Source organism: Nocardioides sp. Root151 (genome assembly GCF_001427925.1).
Taxonomy (GTDB): domain Bacteria; phylum Actinomycetota; class Actinomycetes; order Propionibacteriales; family Nocardioidaceae; genus Nocardioides.
Window position 1 is genome coordinate 45,353 of record NZ_LMGG01000003.1, and the last position, 14,618, is coordinate 59,970.

Below are 14,618 nucleotides of genomic sequence, written 5' to 3' on the forward strand. Positions count from 1 at the left end.
CACGCGGCTCACCCCGCGACTCGAGGCACGGACGACCGCGCCCACTCATCACAGGAGAATTTCACGTGACTCTGGAAATCAACTCATCGCTCGCCAACGTCCTGCCGTCTGTGCAGGAGTTTCTGCGCAACGACAAGCAGCTGTTCATCGACGGCCAGTGGGTCGACGCCGCTGCCGGCGAGACTTTCGTGACCTACGACCCCGCCACTGGACAGCCGTTGACCTCGGTGGCCCGCGCCGGCGCCGAGGATGTCGACCGCGCCGTCGCCTCAGGACGTCGCGCGTTCGATGGCGAGTGGTCGCTGTGGACACCCGCGATGCGCCAGCGCCTGCTGTTCCGCATCGGTGAGGCCATCTACGAGCATGCTGAAGAGCTCGCGCAGTTGGAGGCACTCGACAACGGGAAGTCCGCGGGCGTCGCCCAGGCAGTGGACATGGTGTGGACTGCCGAGCTGTTCGAGTACTACGCCGGCTGGGCGACCAAGATCGAGGGTCGAACCGTGCCGGTCTCTGTCCCGTGGGCGCCTGGGGCGAGTTGGCACGCCTACACGACGCGTGAGCCGGTTGGCGTGTGCGGCGCGATCATCCCGTGGAACTTCCCGCTGCTGATGGCAGCGTTCAAGGTCCCCGCCGCGCTCGCTTGCGGGAACGTGGTCGTGCTCAAGCCGGCCGAGCAGACCCCGCTGACGGCGCTGCGGCTCGCCGAGATCATGGCCGACGCAGGACTGCCTGCCGGTGTCTTCAGCGTGCTGACCGGGTTCGGTGACACCGGTGCGGCCATCGCCGCCCACGACGACGTTGACAAGGTCGCTTTCACGGGTTCGACCGAGGTGGGCAAGCTCATCGTCGACGCGGCGAAGGGCAACCTGAAAAAGGTCTCCCTGGAGCTGGGCGGCAAGAGCCCGCAGGTCGTGTACGCCGACGCCGATCTCGAGGCAGCCATCGCTGGCACGGCCAGCGGGTTCCTGTTCAACCACGGCCAGGCCTGCACGGCAGGGTCTCGACTGCTGGTCGAGGACCGGATCTTCGACGAGTTCACCCAGGGAGTCGCCGAGGTCGCACGCAACAGCAAGATCGGACCCGGAATGGACCCCACGTCCGACATCGGGCCCCTGGTCTCGGAGGAGCAGCTCAACCGTGTGACCGGCTACATCAACCAAGGTCTGGCAGACGGAGCGACGGCGCTTTCCGGCGGACGTCGTCACGGCGAGGTCGGCTACTACGTCGAACCCACCCTGCTCGTCGACGTCGAGGCATCCTTCAGCGTCTACCGCGAGGAGATCTTCGGGCCGGTAGCCGTGGCCACCCCGTTCAACATCGACGAAGGCGTCCAGGCGGCCGCGAACGACACGCCGTTCGGTCTCGCTGCCAGCGTCTGGTCGCGGGACATCTCCAAGGCGCACCGCACCGCACGTGCCATCAAGGCGGGCACCGTGTGGATCAACTGCCACAACGCCTTCGACGCAGCCCTGCCCTTCGGTGGCTATAAGCAGTCCGGATGGGGCCGTGAGCTCGGCGAAGGTGCCATCGACAGCTACACGCAAACCAAGGCGGTGAACGTCCTCCTGTGAGCCAGCCACGAACCGAAGGCGGGACCGCCAGCGCGAACACGAACCTGCGAGCCGCTCGGGACCACCTCATCGCCAACCGGAGCGACTACACCCACGCGCTCGCGACCTTCACCTGGCCAGACGTCGGACCCAAGTTCAGCTGGGCACACGACTGGTTCGACGCCTTCGCCACCGACAACCCGAACCCGGGACTGGTCATCGTGCAGGACGGAGGCGACGCACGCACATACTCCTTCGACGAGGTCGTCCGCGCCTCCAACCAGGTCGCGCGCTGGCTCCAGCAGCAGGGCGTCACCAAGGGTGACGTGGTGCTCGTCATGCTCGGCAACCAGGTCGAGCTGTGGCAGACCGTGCTCGCCATCATGAAGCTCGGCGCAGTGACCGTGCCCACAACACCCGCAGCGGGGTCGTTGGAGCTGGTCGACCGGGTCGAACGTGCCGCGGCGACCTTCGTCGTGTGCAACGACGCCGACGCCAGCAAGGTCGCCTCCCTCGAGGGGTCCTGCAAGGTCCTCATGACCAGCCGGTGGGAGGAGGTCGGGCGCCTCGACGACAGCCGGCTGCCCCATCCTGGGACGACGCCGGCCGAGCGGCTGCTCCTGTACTTCACGTCCGGAACCACCACTGCGCCCAAGCTGGTCGAGCACACCCAGATCTCCTACCCGGTCGGGCACCTGTCCACCATGTATTGGGTCGGTCTGCAACCCGGAGACGTTCACCTGAACGTGTCCTCGCCTGGCTGGGCCAAGCACGCCTGGTCCTCGCTGTTCGCACCCTGGCTCGCCGAGGCGACCGTCATGGTCTACGCGTACGAACGCTTCGACGCGGGCAGGTTCCTCCAGGTGCTCGCCGACCATGAGGTAACGACCCTGTGTGCGCCACCGACGGTGTGGCGGATGCTGATCAACGCCGACCTCAGCACCAGACCCGCCGCACTGCGCGAGCTCGTCGCAGCGGGCGAACCCCTGAACCCCGAGGTCATCCAGCAAGTGCGCACCGCATGGGGCCTGACCATCCGTGACGGGTTCGGACAAACCGAGAGCACCGCCCAGGTCGGCAACACCCCCGGGTCCGAACTCAAGATCGGCTCCATGGGCAGGCCCCTGCCAGGGATGCCTGTCGTGCTGGTCGACGTGCTCTCCGGCGAACCCACCCGGGCCGAGGGCGAGATCTGTCTCGACCTGGCCGAGTACCCCGTCGCGCTGATGACCGGATACCAGAACGACCCTGAGCGCGACGCGGAGGCCAAGAGAGGCGGCTATTACCACACCGGCGATGTCGCCACGATCGACGACGACGGCTACATCACCTACGTCGGCCGAACCGACGACGTGTTCAAGGCCAGCGACTACAAGATCAGCCCGTTCGAGCTCGAGTCCGCTCTGATCGAGCACCCCGCGGTCGCCGAGGCCGCGGTCGTTCCGGCACCCGACCCGGTACGGCTGGCGGTCCCCAAGGCATACGTGTCACTCGCGCCCGGCTACGACGCGAGCCGGGACACCGCGCTCGACATCCTCGCCTTCGCCAGAGACAGGCTCGCGCCCTACCAACGGGTGCGGCGACTGGAGTTCATCGACTTGCCCAAGACGATCAGCGGCAAGATCCGGCGAGTCGACCTCCGGGCCCGCGAAGTCGACCGGCCAGCAGCGTCGGAGGAGTTCCGAGACGACGAGTTCCCGGAACTGCGCACTGGCCGCTGACGGGTCTGCGGGCTACTTCTGACTGGACCGGTACCTCCCGGGCGTGGTCCCCACGTGGGCTCCGAACACCCGGGTCATGTGACTCTGGTCGCTGAACCCGCAGGCCGAGGCGATCTCTGCCAGTGAGCGCCAGCCTTGGCGCGCCAGCATGGTCTTGGCCGCCTCCACTCGCTTCCGCATCACGTACTCGTGCGGGGTGGTGCCGGTCGCTTCACGGAACCGGCGAGCGAAGTGGTAGTGGCTCAGGCCGGCGACACCGGCCAAGTCTTGCAGCGTGAGCGAGGATTGGATCTGCTCGGTCACGAACCCGTCGATCCGCGCCAGCATCGACGCCGGCATGCCGTGCTGGGGGTGAAGCTCCTTGAAGCTGACCTCGGTGTGGCGGCGTAGAAGGTGGACAGCAAGCTGGCACGACAGCGAGTCGACCAGCAGCCCGGCTCCCGGCTCGTCGTTGGCTGCTTCACGAGCAAGACCCATCGCCAGCCGGAACAGGAGCGGGTCGTCGGCACGGAGCTTGTCCTGCAACAAGACGTCGCTGATGTCGCGCTCGTACATCTGCTGGCAGACCGAGCGCACCAGGTCGTGGGTGAGATGGACGTGCACGACGTCGATCTCCTCTTGCCACACCCACCGGGTCTCCACCGCACGGGTCAACAAGGTGACATCACCGGGACCGAGCGACTCGTGGGACCACCGACCGTCGAAACGGCGACGCATGTCCGCCGAACCCTTGTGGTAGGCCACCACGAGGTAGTCGCGCACCGGCGGCAGCGTCACGTCGTGCGCGCCATAGCGGAACGCGCGGACAGCGGCACCGTCCCACGCCTGGTCCGGGCTGCGCAGCAGCAACCGACCGTGCACCCAGTGCGGGTAGTCATCAGGCGTGATGAGCTCAGGCGACATCGGGTCGATGGGAGGATCTCCTGCGACCGGCGAATCCGCGCCGTTCGGAGGAGTGACGTGGGTCACTCGACTGATGGTGCTCGGGTTGTCCACCAGAATCCAGTCCTGCTGCTCAACGCAGCAACTACATGCAAAGACTCAGCAATCACGTCCAAGACACACCCAATGTGCCACACGGTGGGTCACAAGTGCTCCTGGCACGGGGCGGTCAACAGCGGTGTTCCGGCTCACCCACGCCTGAAAGCAACCTGGTACAAGGCCCTCGCGCTTCCGTGCAAGAACGTCCCGGGTCGCGAGGGCCATGGTGGCGGTGGTCACATGAGGAGGTCAGAGTGGACGCCGTCGTTCATGAAGCAGGGGAGCGGTTCAACCGCCTCGGTGAGGCGATCGCCTGCCGAGAGGAATTCCTGGTCGAGATCCAGATCGAGTCTGTCCTGCGGACGTTCCCGGAGTACGAGAGCCGCGGAGTCCCGCACACGTCCATCGCGACCTCTGCCCGGTGGAACGTCATCAGGGCACTTCGCGCCCTGACCTCTCCCACGAGCCCGTGTGTGGAGACCGAAGACCAGGAGATGTTCGTAGCCCGAGAGCGGGCCGAGCAAGGGCTGCCGTTCGACGTCATGCTCGACGGCTACCGCCACAAGCACCGCGTCGTCCGTGACGAGTTCGTCCGAACCGCACGAGCGCGCGGCGCCTCCGATGCACTGATGTTCGAGGTTTTGACCCTACTCACCGACGTCGCCGACGTAGCGACATCCCGCCTCGTTCACGCTCGCCGCAGCGTCGATGCTGAGTCGAGAACTCATGCAGACGACGTGAGCGACTTCGTACAGCGGCTGCTGTGGGGACGCGCTGACGTCCAGCCGTCTCGGAACGAGGTCCGCGCTCACGGTCTCAACCTCGACGGGCGGTACCGCGCCGTGCGAGGCCTGTCATTCGACGGGGCCAACCAGAGACTGTGTGACCAGCTACGAAGCGCGACGTGGAACCGAGGAGGCGGAGTCGTGGTCGAGCTGCACGGCGAGGTCATCGGTCTGGTGTCAGAGACTCCCGACCTGGTGGGGCACGCTGTTGTGGCACTGGGCGAGCCGCACCCGCTTGCTGAAGCCAACGCAAGCTTCCAGAGCGCGACACGCGTCTTCGTCGCGGCACAGCAGTTCGGCGTCCGTGGCGTCGTCGGCACCGACGACCTCGGCCTGCGAGTTGCGATCGTGGCGGATCCCGAGATGAGCCGTGTCTTCGTGCAGCGCTACATCGATCCTCTGGCGACCGAGGGAGACTTCGGGGACGTGCTGGAGCTCAGCGCGGTCGAGTACCTCAAGTCCAAATGCGAGCTCAAGCGAGCGGCGCGGTCACTCCACGTACACCCCAACACGCTCAAGCACCGCCTGACCCGCTTCCAACAGGTCAGCCAATGCGATCTTGACGACCCACGGGTCCTAGCGGAACTGTGGTGGGCACTCGAGGCAAGATCTCTCGAGTCGAGCAACCCAGCACTGCGAACCTCGGGCGCGCTGGAGTCGACCGTCTCCTGACGAGGATGCGATTCGCGCCTGGCCCCACCGTGAGGCGCGCGGCATCTGGGGTAGATCCAGGTGCCCGATGGTCGGTTTCGTGCGGCGACGAGAACGGTCAGGGGCATGAGTGGGCCTCGCGGGGCGGGGCTGGTGGAGGAGCTGTTGGTCGGCTGGCGCTGGCTGTCGGGTGCCGGGCGCCCACGCTGACGTATGCGACCTCGTCTGTCGGGCGGGTCGTCTGGCTTCGTTCGGGCTGCCGCAATGGCGAAGGACCCGGGCGCCAAGCCAGATACGGCATAGCGCCTTGCGGTGCCTGCCACAGCGGAAGCGGCGTCTGGTCCGGGTCCTTCGTGCCTTTGAACCTGGCACTACCGACCGGAGTTGTGAAGTCCCGGTGTCAGTCCTCCCGGATCCACCTGCTCGGGTCGTAGTCGGTCTGGCGTAGACTTTCGCACTGCGAAAGTCCACCAAGCCGGAACGTCGATGAATTCTGGCGCCACCCTGAGCGCCGGCTCAGGGGAGGCCGCGGGCCGGCCTTGGCGTCAGGCGTGGCACCCGTCGTAGCGAGGCGAGTTCTTCGCGTGCTTGGAGGAGTTCGAGGGAGAGTTCGCCGGCGATCTTGGACACCGTATTGGTGGTCTCGCGTTCGGCCGCGAGCTGCGCTTTGAGGCTGGCGTTTTCGTCCTTGAGCGCGCGGTTGTCGTCGGCGATTCTTGCGATCGAGGCTGGGGTAGCGTGCTGGGCTTTGACGCGGGCCGTGAAGTCGTCGACGAGGTCTTTGTGGTCGGCGTAGACGACGTCACGTCGTAGGCCGGACTCGGTGATCAGCTCCGTGCTGGTGAGCTTTCCGCTGGGCGAGCGCAGCGGAGTGCCAGCCAGGAGACGGTCCGCGGCGGCGGCCAGGTCGCGGCGTTCGGCGTCAAGGTCGCGTCGCCTGCGGGTCATGGTGTGCGCCCTTCTTTGGGTGCTGTCTGGTGTCGATTGAGGACGGCGCGGATCTGTTCGGCTTGAGCGCCTGCGCGGTCGCGCAGCGGGGCCGGCGCCATCGAGTCGTCCGCGGCGGCATTGAGGACGGCGAGGCGTTCACCCAGGCGGGCGATGTCGCGGTCGGTGTATGCAAGGTTGACGCACCCCGTCTGGCATTCCGCCTCGAGCGGGCCGTCCTCGATCGGCAGCCCTTGGTCTTGGCGGCTGGTACGGCAGACGGCAGTCTCGGCTCGGTACACGCAGGTCATCCCGTCGCCGTGGTGGATGCTCGGGTCGGTGTGTTGCAGGAGGCGTTCGACGTTACGAACGCGGTTGACGACTCGCCCGGCGAACCGGTGGGCACCCACGACCCGGTCGCGATAGTCGGTGGCGGCGGGGCCGCTGACGTGTTCTCCAGCGGCCAACAGGGCATGGTCGTGCTTGTTGTGCTCGAGGATGGCCTCCAGGCGTTCGACGGCCAGGTCGTCGAGCCATCCGGTGTCGGCCTTGCCGCTGTAGCTGAGTGTGACGGTGGTGGACACGTGCCCGTACTGCAGTGCGGCCGCGATCAGCCCGCGAGGACGACGAACGATGAAGTAGGCCAGGGTGCGGCGAAACCGGCTGGGGTAGATCCGACCGGCCGGATCAGGTGGGATCACGGCGTCGCCGTCGAGCCGGTGGAAGGTGGCGTTGACCCAGGCGATGAAATTTCCCAGGTCGCGGGTCATCTCGCCGGTTCGGCGGGCATGCCGGTCGGCGGGTCGGATCGCGTGCGGTTTGTGGAGGCTGGACGGGAACAGGAAGGGTGAACCGTCGGTCAGCCGCTCGAGCAGAGCGATGGCCTGGTGGACAGGGCGCACCACGACCCAGGTGCGCTCCCAGGGGTCGTCTCCGAGGGTGGGGCGTGGAGTGCGGGCGTGCCCTTTGCCGTAGCGGCCGGCCACCAGCAGCTGGCCGGTCGTCTCGTCCTGGCGGGTGCAGCCGCGGCGTAGGTTGAGGACTTCGCCGGGTCGCATGCCCGACAGGTAGCTGATGATGACGAAGCAGGCCACGGACAGGTGAGAGACCAGGCCGGGGAGCTCTTGTGTCGTCGCGGGCCGTTCGCGCCAAGGGTGGCCCTGGACCAGGCCGGTGATGGTGCCCACGGGTGAGCCGTCATCGATGGGAAGGTCGCTGTCGAGGATGACCGGCTGCAGGCTCGCGGGTACCTGGCGTTGCGGCAGTTGCAGCATTCTGGCGAGCTGGCTCCAGTTGATCCGTGGTTGTTCCTGCGAGTTGCGGCGGGGATGCCCGGGCAGGCCATGACCCCGCTGGACCGCGTCGGCTGCGAACACCTGGAGCCGTTGCCGGGAGGTGAGCCCGTCGAAGGCGCGCTGGCTGGGATGCGTGCCGGCCTCGAGCTGGTCCAGTTCGGCGCGAGCCGCCACGATGTCGGGGCCGATCACCTCGACCATGCGCAGGCTCCAGTCCAGCAGGGCTTCCATGGTGGCCGCGGCGACGCGCGGGGTCGTGTTCTCCGTGCCCGCCGGCCGGGACGCTGCCGCGGCCAGCCGAGCCGGCGGCGTGCCGCCCCACGGGCTGTGGGTGTTCAGGCGACAGTGTGGGGGAAGGCGGCCGCGGTAGTCCCAGACGGTGCGGACCGCGATGAATAGGTGGCTCTTGTGGTGAGTGCTGGCCTCGAGGCGGAGCACGTGCTGGCGGTAGCGGTCCAGCTGCTGGTCGGTGACCTCGTGCAGGTTGGGCAAGTGTTGCTGGCTCATCCACTCGGCGAACACGCGCAGCATGCGGAGCCGGTACGCAAGAGTGCCGATGCTCATCAGGTCTCCGTCGCTGGTGACGGTGACGCTGCGCGGTGTGGGGTGTTCCAGGAAGGCCAGGGTGACGGGCTTGAACACGTCTACCAGCTCGGCGGGCCAGTGGTCCCATCGGATCGCGTTGATCTTCGCGTGGGCGTCGGGGTGGGCGGGGGCCAGGTGCCAGACCGCGTCTCCGAAGTGGGACAGCTTGCCCGGCGAGGTCCCGGGGCGCACGGTGCGGTGGCGCAGGATGAGTTCGCCGAAGCGGCCGGCGTCATCACTCGTTAGCGGACCTCCCATCGGCCCTCCAAGAGATCGTTGATGCGGTGGCGATGCTCGTCGGTGATCCCGGCCTTGGCTCGGTCGATCTCGGCGGGCTGGAAGCCGGTGGTGATGTCTCGCAGCTGGTCCAGGCGGGGCGCGTACCGGCGCGCCCACAGGGCAGGGGGGAGGTGTGGACGCAACTGCTCCAGCGCGTCGACCGCGGCCAGCTGGATCGGTAGCTGGTGCGGCAGCGCGCGGGCGTTGGCGCAGTCCAAGCAGGCCAAGAACGACGCCGAGCAGGCGACCCCGGGCGGCTCATACGGGCCGGCCCGGTGGTCTTGGCAAGACGCCAGGACGGTGTCCTGACTCCCCTCGATCAGCCCGACCAGCTGTCGCATGCTCATGCCGGCCTGCTTGGCGGCGGCCTGTGGGTCGCGCCGGGCGAGGTCTACGAAGCTCTGGGACAAGACCGGCACCCGGGCATGGTCCCGGGCCTTGCTCACCTGGTTGTCCAATGCGGCCGCGACAATGGCGCGGGACTCGGCCTGGATGGCGGGTTGGGGCATCAGGTAGCTATCGCGCATGGTGGTCGCCGTGTGCGCCACGGGGCGACGGCGCCGCTCGATCGCGGTCAGCCGCAGCCTCCTCACCGAGACCACCGGCTTCCGCCAGGGCCGGCGGCGGTGGCGGTGGGAAAGCCGTGTCCGGCGGCCCACCGCTGCACATGCTGGCTAGTCAGCGTGGTGATCCATGGGTTTGGAGTATGAGCGGTCTTCTTGGCGATCCGGCCGACGAAGAGTCCCTGGCTGTTGCTCAGGCGACGGGCGGTGTCGCCGAGGTCGAGCAGCATTCGGTACACCCGCAGCGGTGACCGGGACCATCGGTGCTCCCGGTCGCCGCCGGCGATGAGGTCTTCCAGCGCGATGACCATGTGTTCCCGGTCGGGTCCGCGGCGCGGCTTGCACGCCTCGACCAGGGCCAGGCCCTCGTCGGTCAGCCCGCCGTCGGGCCGGAAGTGCGCCGCCGGCCAGGCCGCGATCGTGCCGTAGTTCTGCCCGGTCAGGGAAATCAGGAGCAGCGCGAACGCGGCCAGCTCGTTCGGGGACAGACACAGCATGCCGGCGACATTGACCAGTCCGCCGCAGCGGCGCACGTCCGGCGTGGCGTTCGTGTCGAGCTTGCGGGGCAGCTGGCCGGTGCGTTCGAAACCATCCAACAATCGACCGAGTGTGACGTCCTCGCTGCCGGTGGGAAGCTCCCCGGCCCGATACCGGCCCAGGAGTCGCCGCGCGGCGCGGATCCGGTCGCGGGCCGCCCGCACGTCATGTCGCACGGCGGTCAGGATCTCCTGCCATTCGGTGTCGGTGTAGCCCCGCTTGCTGATGTCGCGGCGACTCATCCCGCGTACCCGGATCGCGGCCAGCCCGGCCCGCGCGTCAGAGCTGAGACGCTCGTCGCCGCGCAGCAGACGTCGCAGGTTCTCCACGTAGCCGCTCATGGTTCGTGGTTTCAGTTGCTCGTATCGGCGCCGGAAGTCCAGCAGGTGCTCGGCAACGACGTCTTCCGGGCGCGTGGCCGTGACCGGGTGCTCGGAGAGCACGACGGCGAAATGGCGAGCGGTGTCCACCAGCGACCTGGCGGTGGGCAATCGCTTGACCGTCGAACGGGTGGTGAACTGGCCCGCGACACGTTCGGCCAGCCACCGGCGGATCGGCTCGGCCACCGGCAGATCGGTGAACTCGAACAGCGTGACGTGTCCGGTGGTTTCGTCGAGGAACAACACACTTTGACCATCGGGTCCCAGGCGTGGCCTCGGCGCCCACCCGGCCGGTGGCAGAGCCGCGCGCTGTCCCCCTCCCGCGTGGGCGTTCACCGGGACACCTCACCGGTGAGGGTGATCGGCTGCACCGTGCGCCCGCCTCCGTGGGCGAGGGTGCGCAGCAACGCATCGACGCCGGCGGTCTCCTCCTCGTCCAACAGGGCCATCAGGTAGTCGATCTCCAGGCCGGCGAATGGTTCGAGGTAGATGTCTCGCGTGGTCATCGGGTGGGCGTGGCCCATCAGTGTGGCCAGTTGGTACCAGATGTCACCCAGTTGGTCGCGCAGGTCACGTGTCTCCTCCTCGGACAGGCCCGTGACCCGGGTCCGCCAGACCGTCGAGAGTATCGAGTACCACTTCAGGCAGAACGAGTGCCGCAGCATGTGCGGCCGCGCCCACAACGGGCACTCGTCCGCGTCCCTCCCGTCACCGACGGTCACGGCCCACGCTCGGGCGATGCGGTGATTGGCGTGATCGAAGGTGTCTTCCCACCCGTAGGGCTTCTTCGGCAGCCCATTCGGGGCGAGCCACAGCCACAACGGCGCAAGCCCGTCCGGAGTGCGTCGGAACAAGCGGCGTCGCTCGTCCGGGCCGAGCACGTCCAGCGAGACCGGCACCGGGTCGCCCAGGCCCTCGATCAACAGCCGCCGACTGTGCGCGCGGTAGCCGGTCACGACCCGGACGCCGGGCAACTGCTGGTAGCGGCCGGCCCGCTGAGCCCGTCGGACAACCTCAGCCCGGGAGCCCTCCGCCGGGTCGGTGTAGGCGGCCACCGCATGCAGCACGCTGCGCGGGATCCGATATGTCCGGCCGGACTTGCCACCCTTGAGGCATGCCGCCGAGAGATGCGCCGGCGCGAACCGGGCCGCGCCCGGTGTGGGGATCTCGACGTCGAGGACGCTGGCCCACTCCGCCAACCGCAGGCCCGTCCCGTACAGGCCATCGACGAACGCCGCATCCCGGTCCTCATTGATACCGCGCCAGCCAGGGCGGCGCAGTCCATCGAAACCGTAGCCACACAGCCCGATGTCGCGCCACTGCTCGAACGCCGACCGCAGCATCCACTTGACCTGCCGCCGCGTCGAGCCCGCGGGCCGCAACGGATCCCGGCCTTCCGATAGGCGGCGCGGTACCGCTTCGCCTGGCCGAACGCTGCGTCGCGCGCCCACGCCGGCGGTAGCGACCGGATTGGCCACGCCGTACCGCTGTCCGGCCCACGAGTAGAAGGAGTTCAACGCCGACCGATCCGTGTCGAAGCTCGTCGGCTGCACCCGTCCGGCATTATCCAGCGACGTCAGCCGCCACTCCTTGAACGCTTCCACGTCACTGACCGTCGCCTCCACCCAACCGCGGCCGACCACGTGCAGATAGTTCAGCCACACCACCAGGGCGTAGGCATACCGGCGCCACGTTCCTGGACGGGCCTCGGCCATCGGCCCGGTGCGGAAGAAGAGATTGACCCGCGGGTCAGGCCACCCACCCGGCCCGATCAGCACCGGTGTGCCGTGCCGGGCACCATTGGCCGCAGCGCGAGCATGCACCTCCCCGAAGCCCGAAAAGCACGCAGCGTCAGGGGTGGTCACGGACGCAGTGAAGTCGTAGAACGTCACAGCCCACCCTTCCAAACCAGCAGGCAAAGCGCTCTCCAACCAGGTCATGACCGACAGTTCGGGAGAGCCTAGAGAAGTATCGACGCCCCCGAAGTCGCCCACCCGCCGAAGCCGGCCGAGTGCTACGCCGACCAAGCAACCGACCTGCTCGAGGACCTCGCGCCGGTCGGCAGCACCATCGAGCTGGTCACCGACAGCAGCGAGCCCAACCGCGACCGCTACGACCGGTTGCTGCGCTACGTCGACCACTACGACACCGGCCACCGCATCGATGTAGCCCGCGAGCTCCTGGCCAGCGGCGCCGCACGCCGCTACGAAGCAGCCCGGACGCTCGCCCGCGAGAAGTCGTACGCCGCGGCCCTCGACGATGCCCAGGGCGCTGACCGCGGCCTGTGGGGCACCTGCTGACAGGCCACGGGCGACGGATCATGGACGAACATTTGGCTGCGAACGCAAAGACACTGGCTCGCTGGTGCTACGCCCGCGGGATCGACGAACGCATCCTCGAGTGCGGTGAGAACCTGCTCAGGTCCGCGGTCGACCAGGCGCTCGGCCGAGCAGCGCCGCTGCACCTCGAGAGCCTCCTGTGGCAACACACCGCCGCCCTGCTGGGCCAGCGCCGCGACTGGGACCGCGCCCACCAGGTGAGCCCTCCGACACCCGCGGAGTGCCTGCCCTGCGCCGTGGCGGTCGACCAGTGCCCCACCCACGCCGGCCGGCGATGTCGTGCCTGCGGTGGCCAGCTGCACCGCATCGTCGTCGACGAGGGCTTCGACACCCACCCGTGCTGCGACCGTCCCGGCGAGAACGGATCCTTGACCGTCCTCGAGCACGCCGCGCAGATGCTGAGAGCCACACTGCTCGCACAGCCGGCCTGAGAGCACCTGAGGCGAACACGATCAGCCGAGGGTGATCGCTCCCACCCCTCGTCCGCACTTAGGAGACCAAGGAGAACTGGCGCAGCCGGTGCCGGTCCACGGGATCCGTTGGAGTTCACATGAGTGAAGCCGCTCGCGAGGAAGCCGCGCTCGAGGAAGAGGCCCGGCAGCGCACCGAGGAGATCAGGGCCACCGAGGAGGCCGCCGCCCAGGCCGCGGCCGCCGACTCCGGCCCCTCCCCCGACGCCGAGATCGCGCAGGTCCACCGATCCGGCCGCCAGCACGACCACACCGACACGGCCGCCTACCAGCGGCCCCAACTCGGCCGCCGCCGCGGCCCGCGCCGCTAGGAGGTCGCGATGGCTACCGCACTCGCATCATCGGACGCCGGCCGCATCGCCGGCCGCACGACGGTCCGCTGGGTCGACTGCTCCCACAAGCTGGGATCGCTGCCCTGCATGAACCACAAGCCGCACCAGGGCAACGGCCGCGGCTGCGTGCACCACTCCACGTCCGGCTTCCAGGACGACGAGTAGCCCCACGCGCTACGACTGCAGCGCCCAGGAAGCAACCTCAGCCGTGCACCAGGTGCAGCCGCGGCCGCGGCTGCTGCGCGACAGCCGCCTCCAGGCGCTGCAGCCGCTCGAGCGTCATTGGATGCCCATGACGCCGGAGCAGGCCAGCCAGCACGGAGCCCAGGCCGAGGGAGACCACCAGCTGGTCGGCCGCGGCCTCCGAGTGGGCCTCGATCCGCCGCCCTGCCGCCGGCACCAGGTAGGTCAGGGCGATCACCGCGCCGCCCAGGATCCCCGCAGCGGCCCGACCCTCAGTAACCGACTGCACGATGCAGATCACCCCGACGACACCCCGCAGCGTCCACGCCAGCCGCATGAACGGAAGCCAGGCGAAGGCCCGGCCCACGCCACGGAACGTCGCGACCACCAACCGCCACGGCACCGTCGCCGCCAGCACGGCGAGCTCCAGCCGTGGCCGGATCGCCCGCCGTCGGCCGACGGCATGAGCCATCGTGGCGGCCGCCTCCGCAGCGGTCACTCCCCCGCGGTACGAGGCGTCGACCAGTCCGGCGCTGACCACGACGGCGCGATCCTCGATCGCCACAGCCACCGGGGTGCTCGGCCCCTGATGCCGGCGTACGAACAGGGCGCCGACGTCGACGCCACGGCCGCCCAACTCGGCGAGCACGGGTGCCATCACCTGGAGCTCAGCTGCGGTCGCAGGACGCGACCTGGTCAGTGCCGCGATCGCCGGAACCTCGAGCTGGCCGATCGCCAGCGCAACGAGCAGGCCGGCTGCGGCCAGGAACGCCACCAGGCCAAGGGCCGGCGGGAGCAGCGCGCACACCACCACGGTCAGGACGAAGCTCACCAGCAGCGCCGGCGCCAGCGTCACCACCCTCAGCACGGTCATCGGGAACCTCATAATCACGACCCTCCTTCATCTGTCAGCACTAGTGCGAATCTCTTGACTTTGCTCGCGGTGATCGTCCGACGACCGCCGTACGACATAGGCGAACGAGACCAGTTTGTGCCCAGCCGCCGACACGACCCCGAGTTATCCACAGCCCCCCGCTCCA

Annotated in this window: 14 protein-coding genes; 7 read left to right on the forward strand and 7 right to left on the reverse strand. The window is 68.4% G+C overall.

The window, feature by feature from the left end; genetic code table 11:
- Positions 1–65 precede the first annotated feature (65 nt).
- Together ASD66_RS08290 and ASD66_RS08295 are read left to right on the forward strand one after the other, a co-directional pair.
- Positions 66–1,571: an aldehyde dehydrogenase family protein gene (locus tag ASD66_RS08290; RefSeq protein WP_056890659.1), complete on the forward strand. Its 1,506-nt coding sequence runs from the start codon at positions 66–68 to the stop codon at positions 1,569–1,571.
- Positions 1,568–3,271 (forward strand): AMP-binding protein, encoded by a 1,704-nt coding sequence (locus ASD66_RS08295; protein ID WP_235530008.1) that lies wholly within the window; start codon positions 1,568–1,570, stop codon positions 3,269–3,271. Before ASD66_RS08290 ends, ASD66_RS08295 begins: the two co-directional genes overlap by 4 nt.
- A 12-nt stretch (positions 3,272–3,283) precedes the next feature.
- Here ASD66_RS08295 and ASD66_RS08300 read toward each other — a convergent pair whose 3' ends face one another.
- Complete coding sequence (locus ASD66_RS08300; protein ID WP_056890660.1) at positions 3,284–4,174, reverse strand: AraC family transcriptional regulator; 891 nt, start codon at positions 4,172–4,174, stop codon at positions 3,284–3,286.
- A 332-nt stretch (positions 4,175–4,506) separates the two neighbouring features.
- On the opposite strand from ASD66_RS08300, the gene ASD66_RS08305 reads away from it, so the two are divergent.
- Positions 4,507–5,709 carry a PucR family transcriptional regulator gene (locus ASD66_RS08305; protein ID WP_056890661.1) on the forward strand — a complete coding sequence of 401 codons (1,203 nt, stop codon included), beginning with the start codon at positions 4,507–4,509 and terminating at the stop codon, positions 5,707–5,709.
- A gap of 495 nt (positions 5,710–6,204) precedes the next feature.
- On the opposite strand, the gene ASD66_RS08310 is transcribed toward ASD66_RS08305, so the two are convergent.
- From ASD66_RS08310 to ASD66_RS08330, 5 genes are all read right to left on the reverse strand, one after another.
- Positions 6,205–6,636, reverse strand: a complete 432-nt coding sequence (locus ASD66_RS08310; protein ID WP_056890662.1) for a hypothetical protein — start codon at positions 6,634–6,636, stop codon at positions 6,205–6,207.
- On the reverse strand, positions 6,633–8,441 hold the full coding sequence (locus tag ASD66_RS08315) for an integrase (RefSeq protein ID WP_235530009.1): 1,809 nt from the start codon (positions 8,439–8,441) through the stop codon (positions 6,633–6,635). Before ASD66_RS08315 ends, ASD66_RS08310 begins: the two co-directional genes overlap by 4 nt.
- A gap of 296 nt (positions 8,442–8,737) precedes the next feature.
- Complete coding sequence (locus ASD66_RS08320; protein ID WP_156388601.1) at positions 8,738–9,301, reverse strand: hypothetical protein; 564 nt, start codon at positions 9,299–9,301, stop codon at positions 8,738–8,740.
- 62 nt (positions 9,302–9,363) lie between these two features.
- Entirely contained in the window at positions 9,364–10,500 is a 1,137-nt protein-coding gene (locus ASD66_RS08325) for a hypothetical protein (protein WP_056890665.1), read from the reverse strand.
- Between the two features lie 86 nt (positions 10,501–10,586).
- Positions 10,587–12,146 (reverse strand): site-specific integrase, encoded by a 1,560-nt coding sequence (locus ASD66_RS08330; RefSeq protein WP_235530010.1) that lies wholly within the window; start codon positions 12,144–12,146, stop codon positions 10,587–10,589.
- Positions 12,147–12,224: 78 nt separating this feature from the next.
- On the opposite strand from ASD66_RS08330, the gene ASD66_RS24115 reads away from it, so the two are divergent.
- The 4 genes from ASD66_RS24115 (at position 12,225) to ASD66_RS24400 (ending at position 13,560) form a co-directional block, all read left to right on the forward strand.
- On the forward strand, positions 12,225–12,554 hold the full coding sequence (locus ASD66_RS24115) for a thermonuclease family protein (RefSeq protein ID WP_082599404.1): 330 nt from the start codon (positions 12,225–12,227) through the stop codon (positions 12,552–12,554).
- Between the two features lie 32 nt (positions 12,555–12,586).
- Positions 12,587–13,024, forward strand: coding sequence for a hypothetical protein (locus tag ASD66_RS08340; protein ID WP_056890668.1), 438 nt, complete (start codon positions 12,587–12,589; stop codon positions 13,022–13,024).
- A gap of 119 nt (positions 13,025–13,143) precedes the next feature.
- Positions 13,144–13,374: a hypothetical protein gene (locus tag ASD66_RS08345; protein WP_056890669.1), complete on the forward strand. Its 231-nt coding sequence runs from the start codon at positions 13,144–13,146 to the stop codon at positions 13,372–13,374.
- 9 nt (positions 13,375–13,383) lie between these two features.
- Positions 13,384–13,560: a hypothetical protein gene (locus ASD66_RS24400; RefSeq protein WP_156388602.1), complete on the forward strand. Its 177-nt coding sequence runs from the start codon at positions 13,384–13,386 to the stop codon at positions 13,558–13,560.
- A gap of 37 nt (positions 13,561–13,597) precedes the next feature.
- Here ASD66_RS24400 and ASD66_RS08350 read toward each other — a convergent pair whose 3' ends face one another.
- A complete protein-coding gene (locus tag ASD66_RS08350; protein ID WP_156388603.1) occupies positions 13,598–14,452 on the reverse strand; it encodes a hypothetical protein in 855 nt (284 codons plus the stop codon).
- Positions 14,453–14,618 lie beyond the last annotated feature (166 nt).

What these genes read in the sequence shown, in the direction of transcription:
- ASD66_RS08300 (WP_056890660.1), bottom strand. Translation starts at nt 4,174, where the DNA reads ATGTCGCCTGAGCTCATCACGCCTGATGACTACCCGCACTGGGTGCAC.
- ASD66_RS08310 (WP_056890662.1), bottom strand. Translation starts at nt 6,636, where the DNA reads ATGACCCGCAGGCGACGCGACCTTGACGCCGAACGCCGCGACCTGGCC.
- ASD66_RS08315 (WP_235530009.1), bottom strand. Translation starts at nt 8,441, where the DNA reads ATGCTGCGCGTGTTCGCCGAGTGGATGAGCCAGCAACACTTGCCCAAC.
- ASD66_RS08320 (WP_156388601.1), bottom strand. Translation starts at nt 9,301, where the DNA reads ATGCGCGATAGCTACCTGATGCCCCAACCCGCCATCCAGGCCGAGTCC.
- ASD66_RS08345 (WP_056890669.1), top strand. Translation starts at nt 13,144, where the DNA reads ATGAGTGAAGCCGCTCGCGAGGAAGCCGCGCTCGAGGAAGAGGCCCGG.
- ASD66_RS24400 (WP_156388602.1), top strand. Translation starts at nt 13,384, where the DNA reads ATGGCTACCGCACTCGCATCATCGGACGCCGGCCGCATCGCCGGCCGC.
- ASD66_RS08350 (WP_156388603.1), bottom strand. Translation starts at nt 14,452, where the DNA reads ATGACCGTGCTGAGGGTGGTGACGCTGGCGCCGGCGCTGCTGGTGAGC.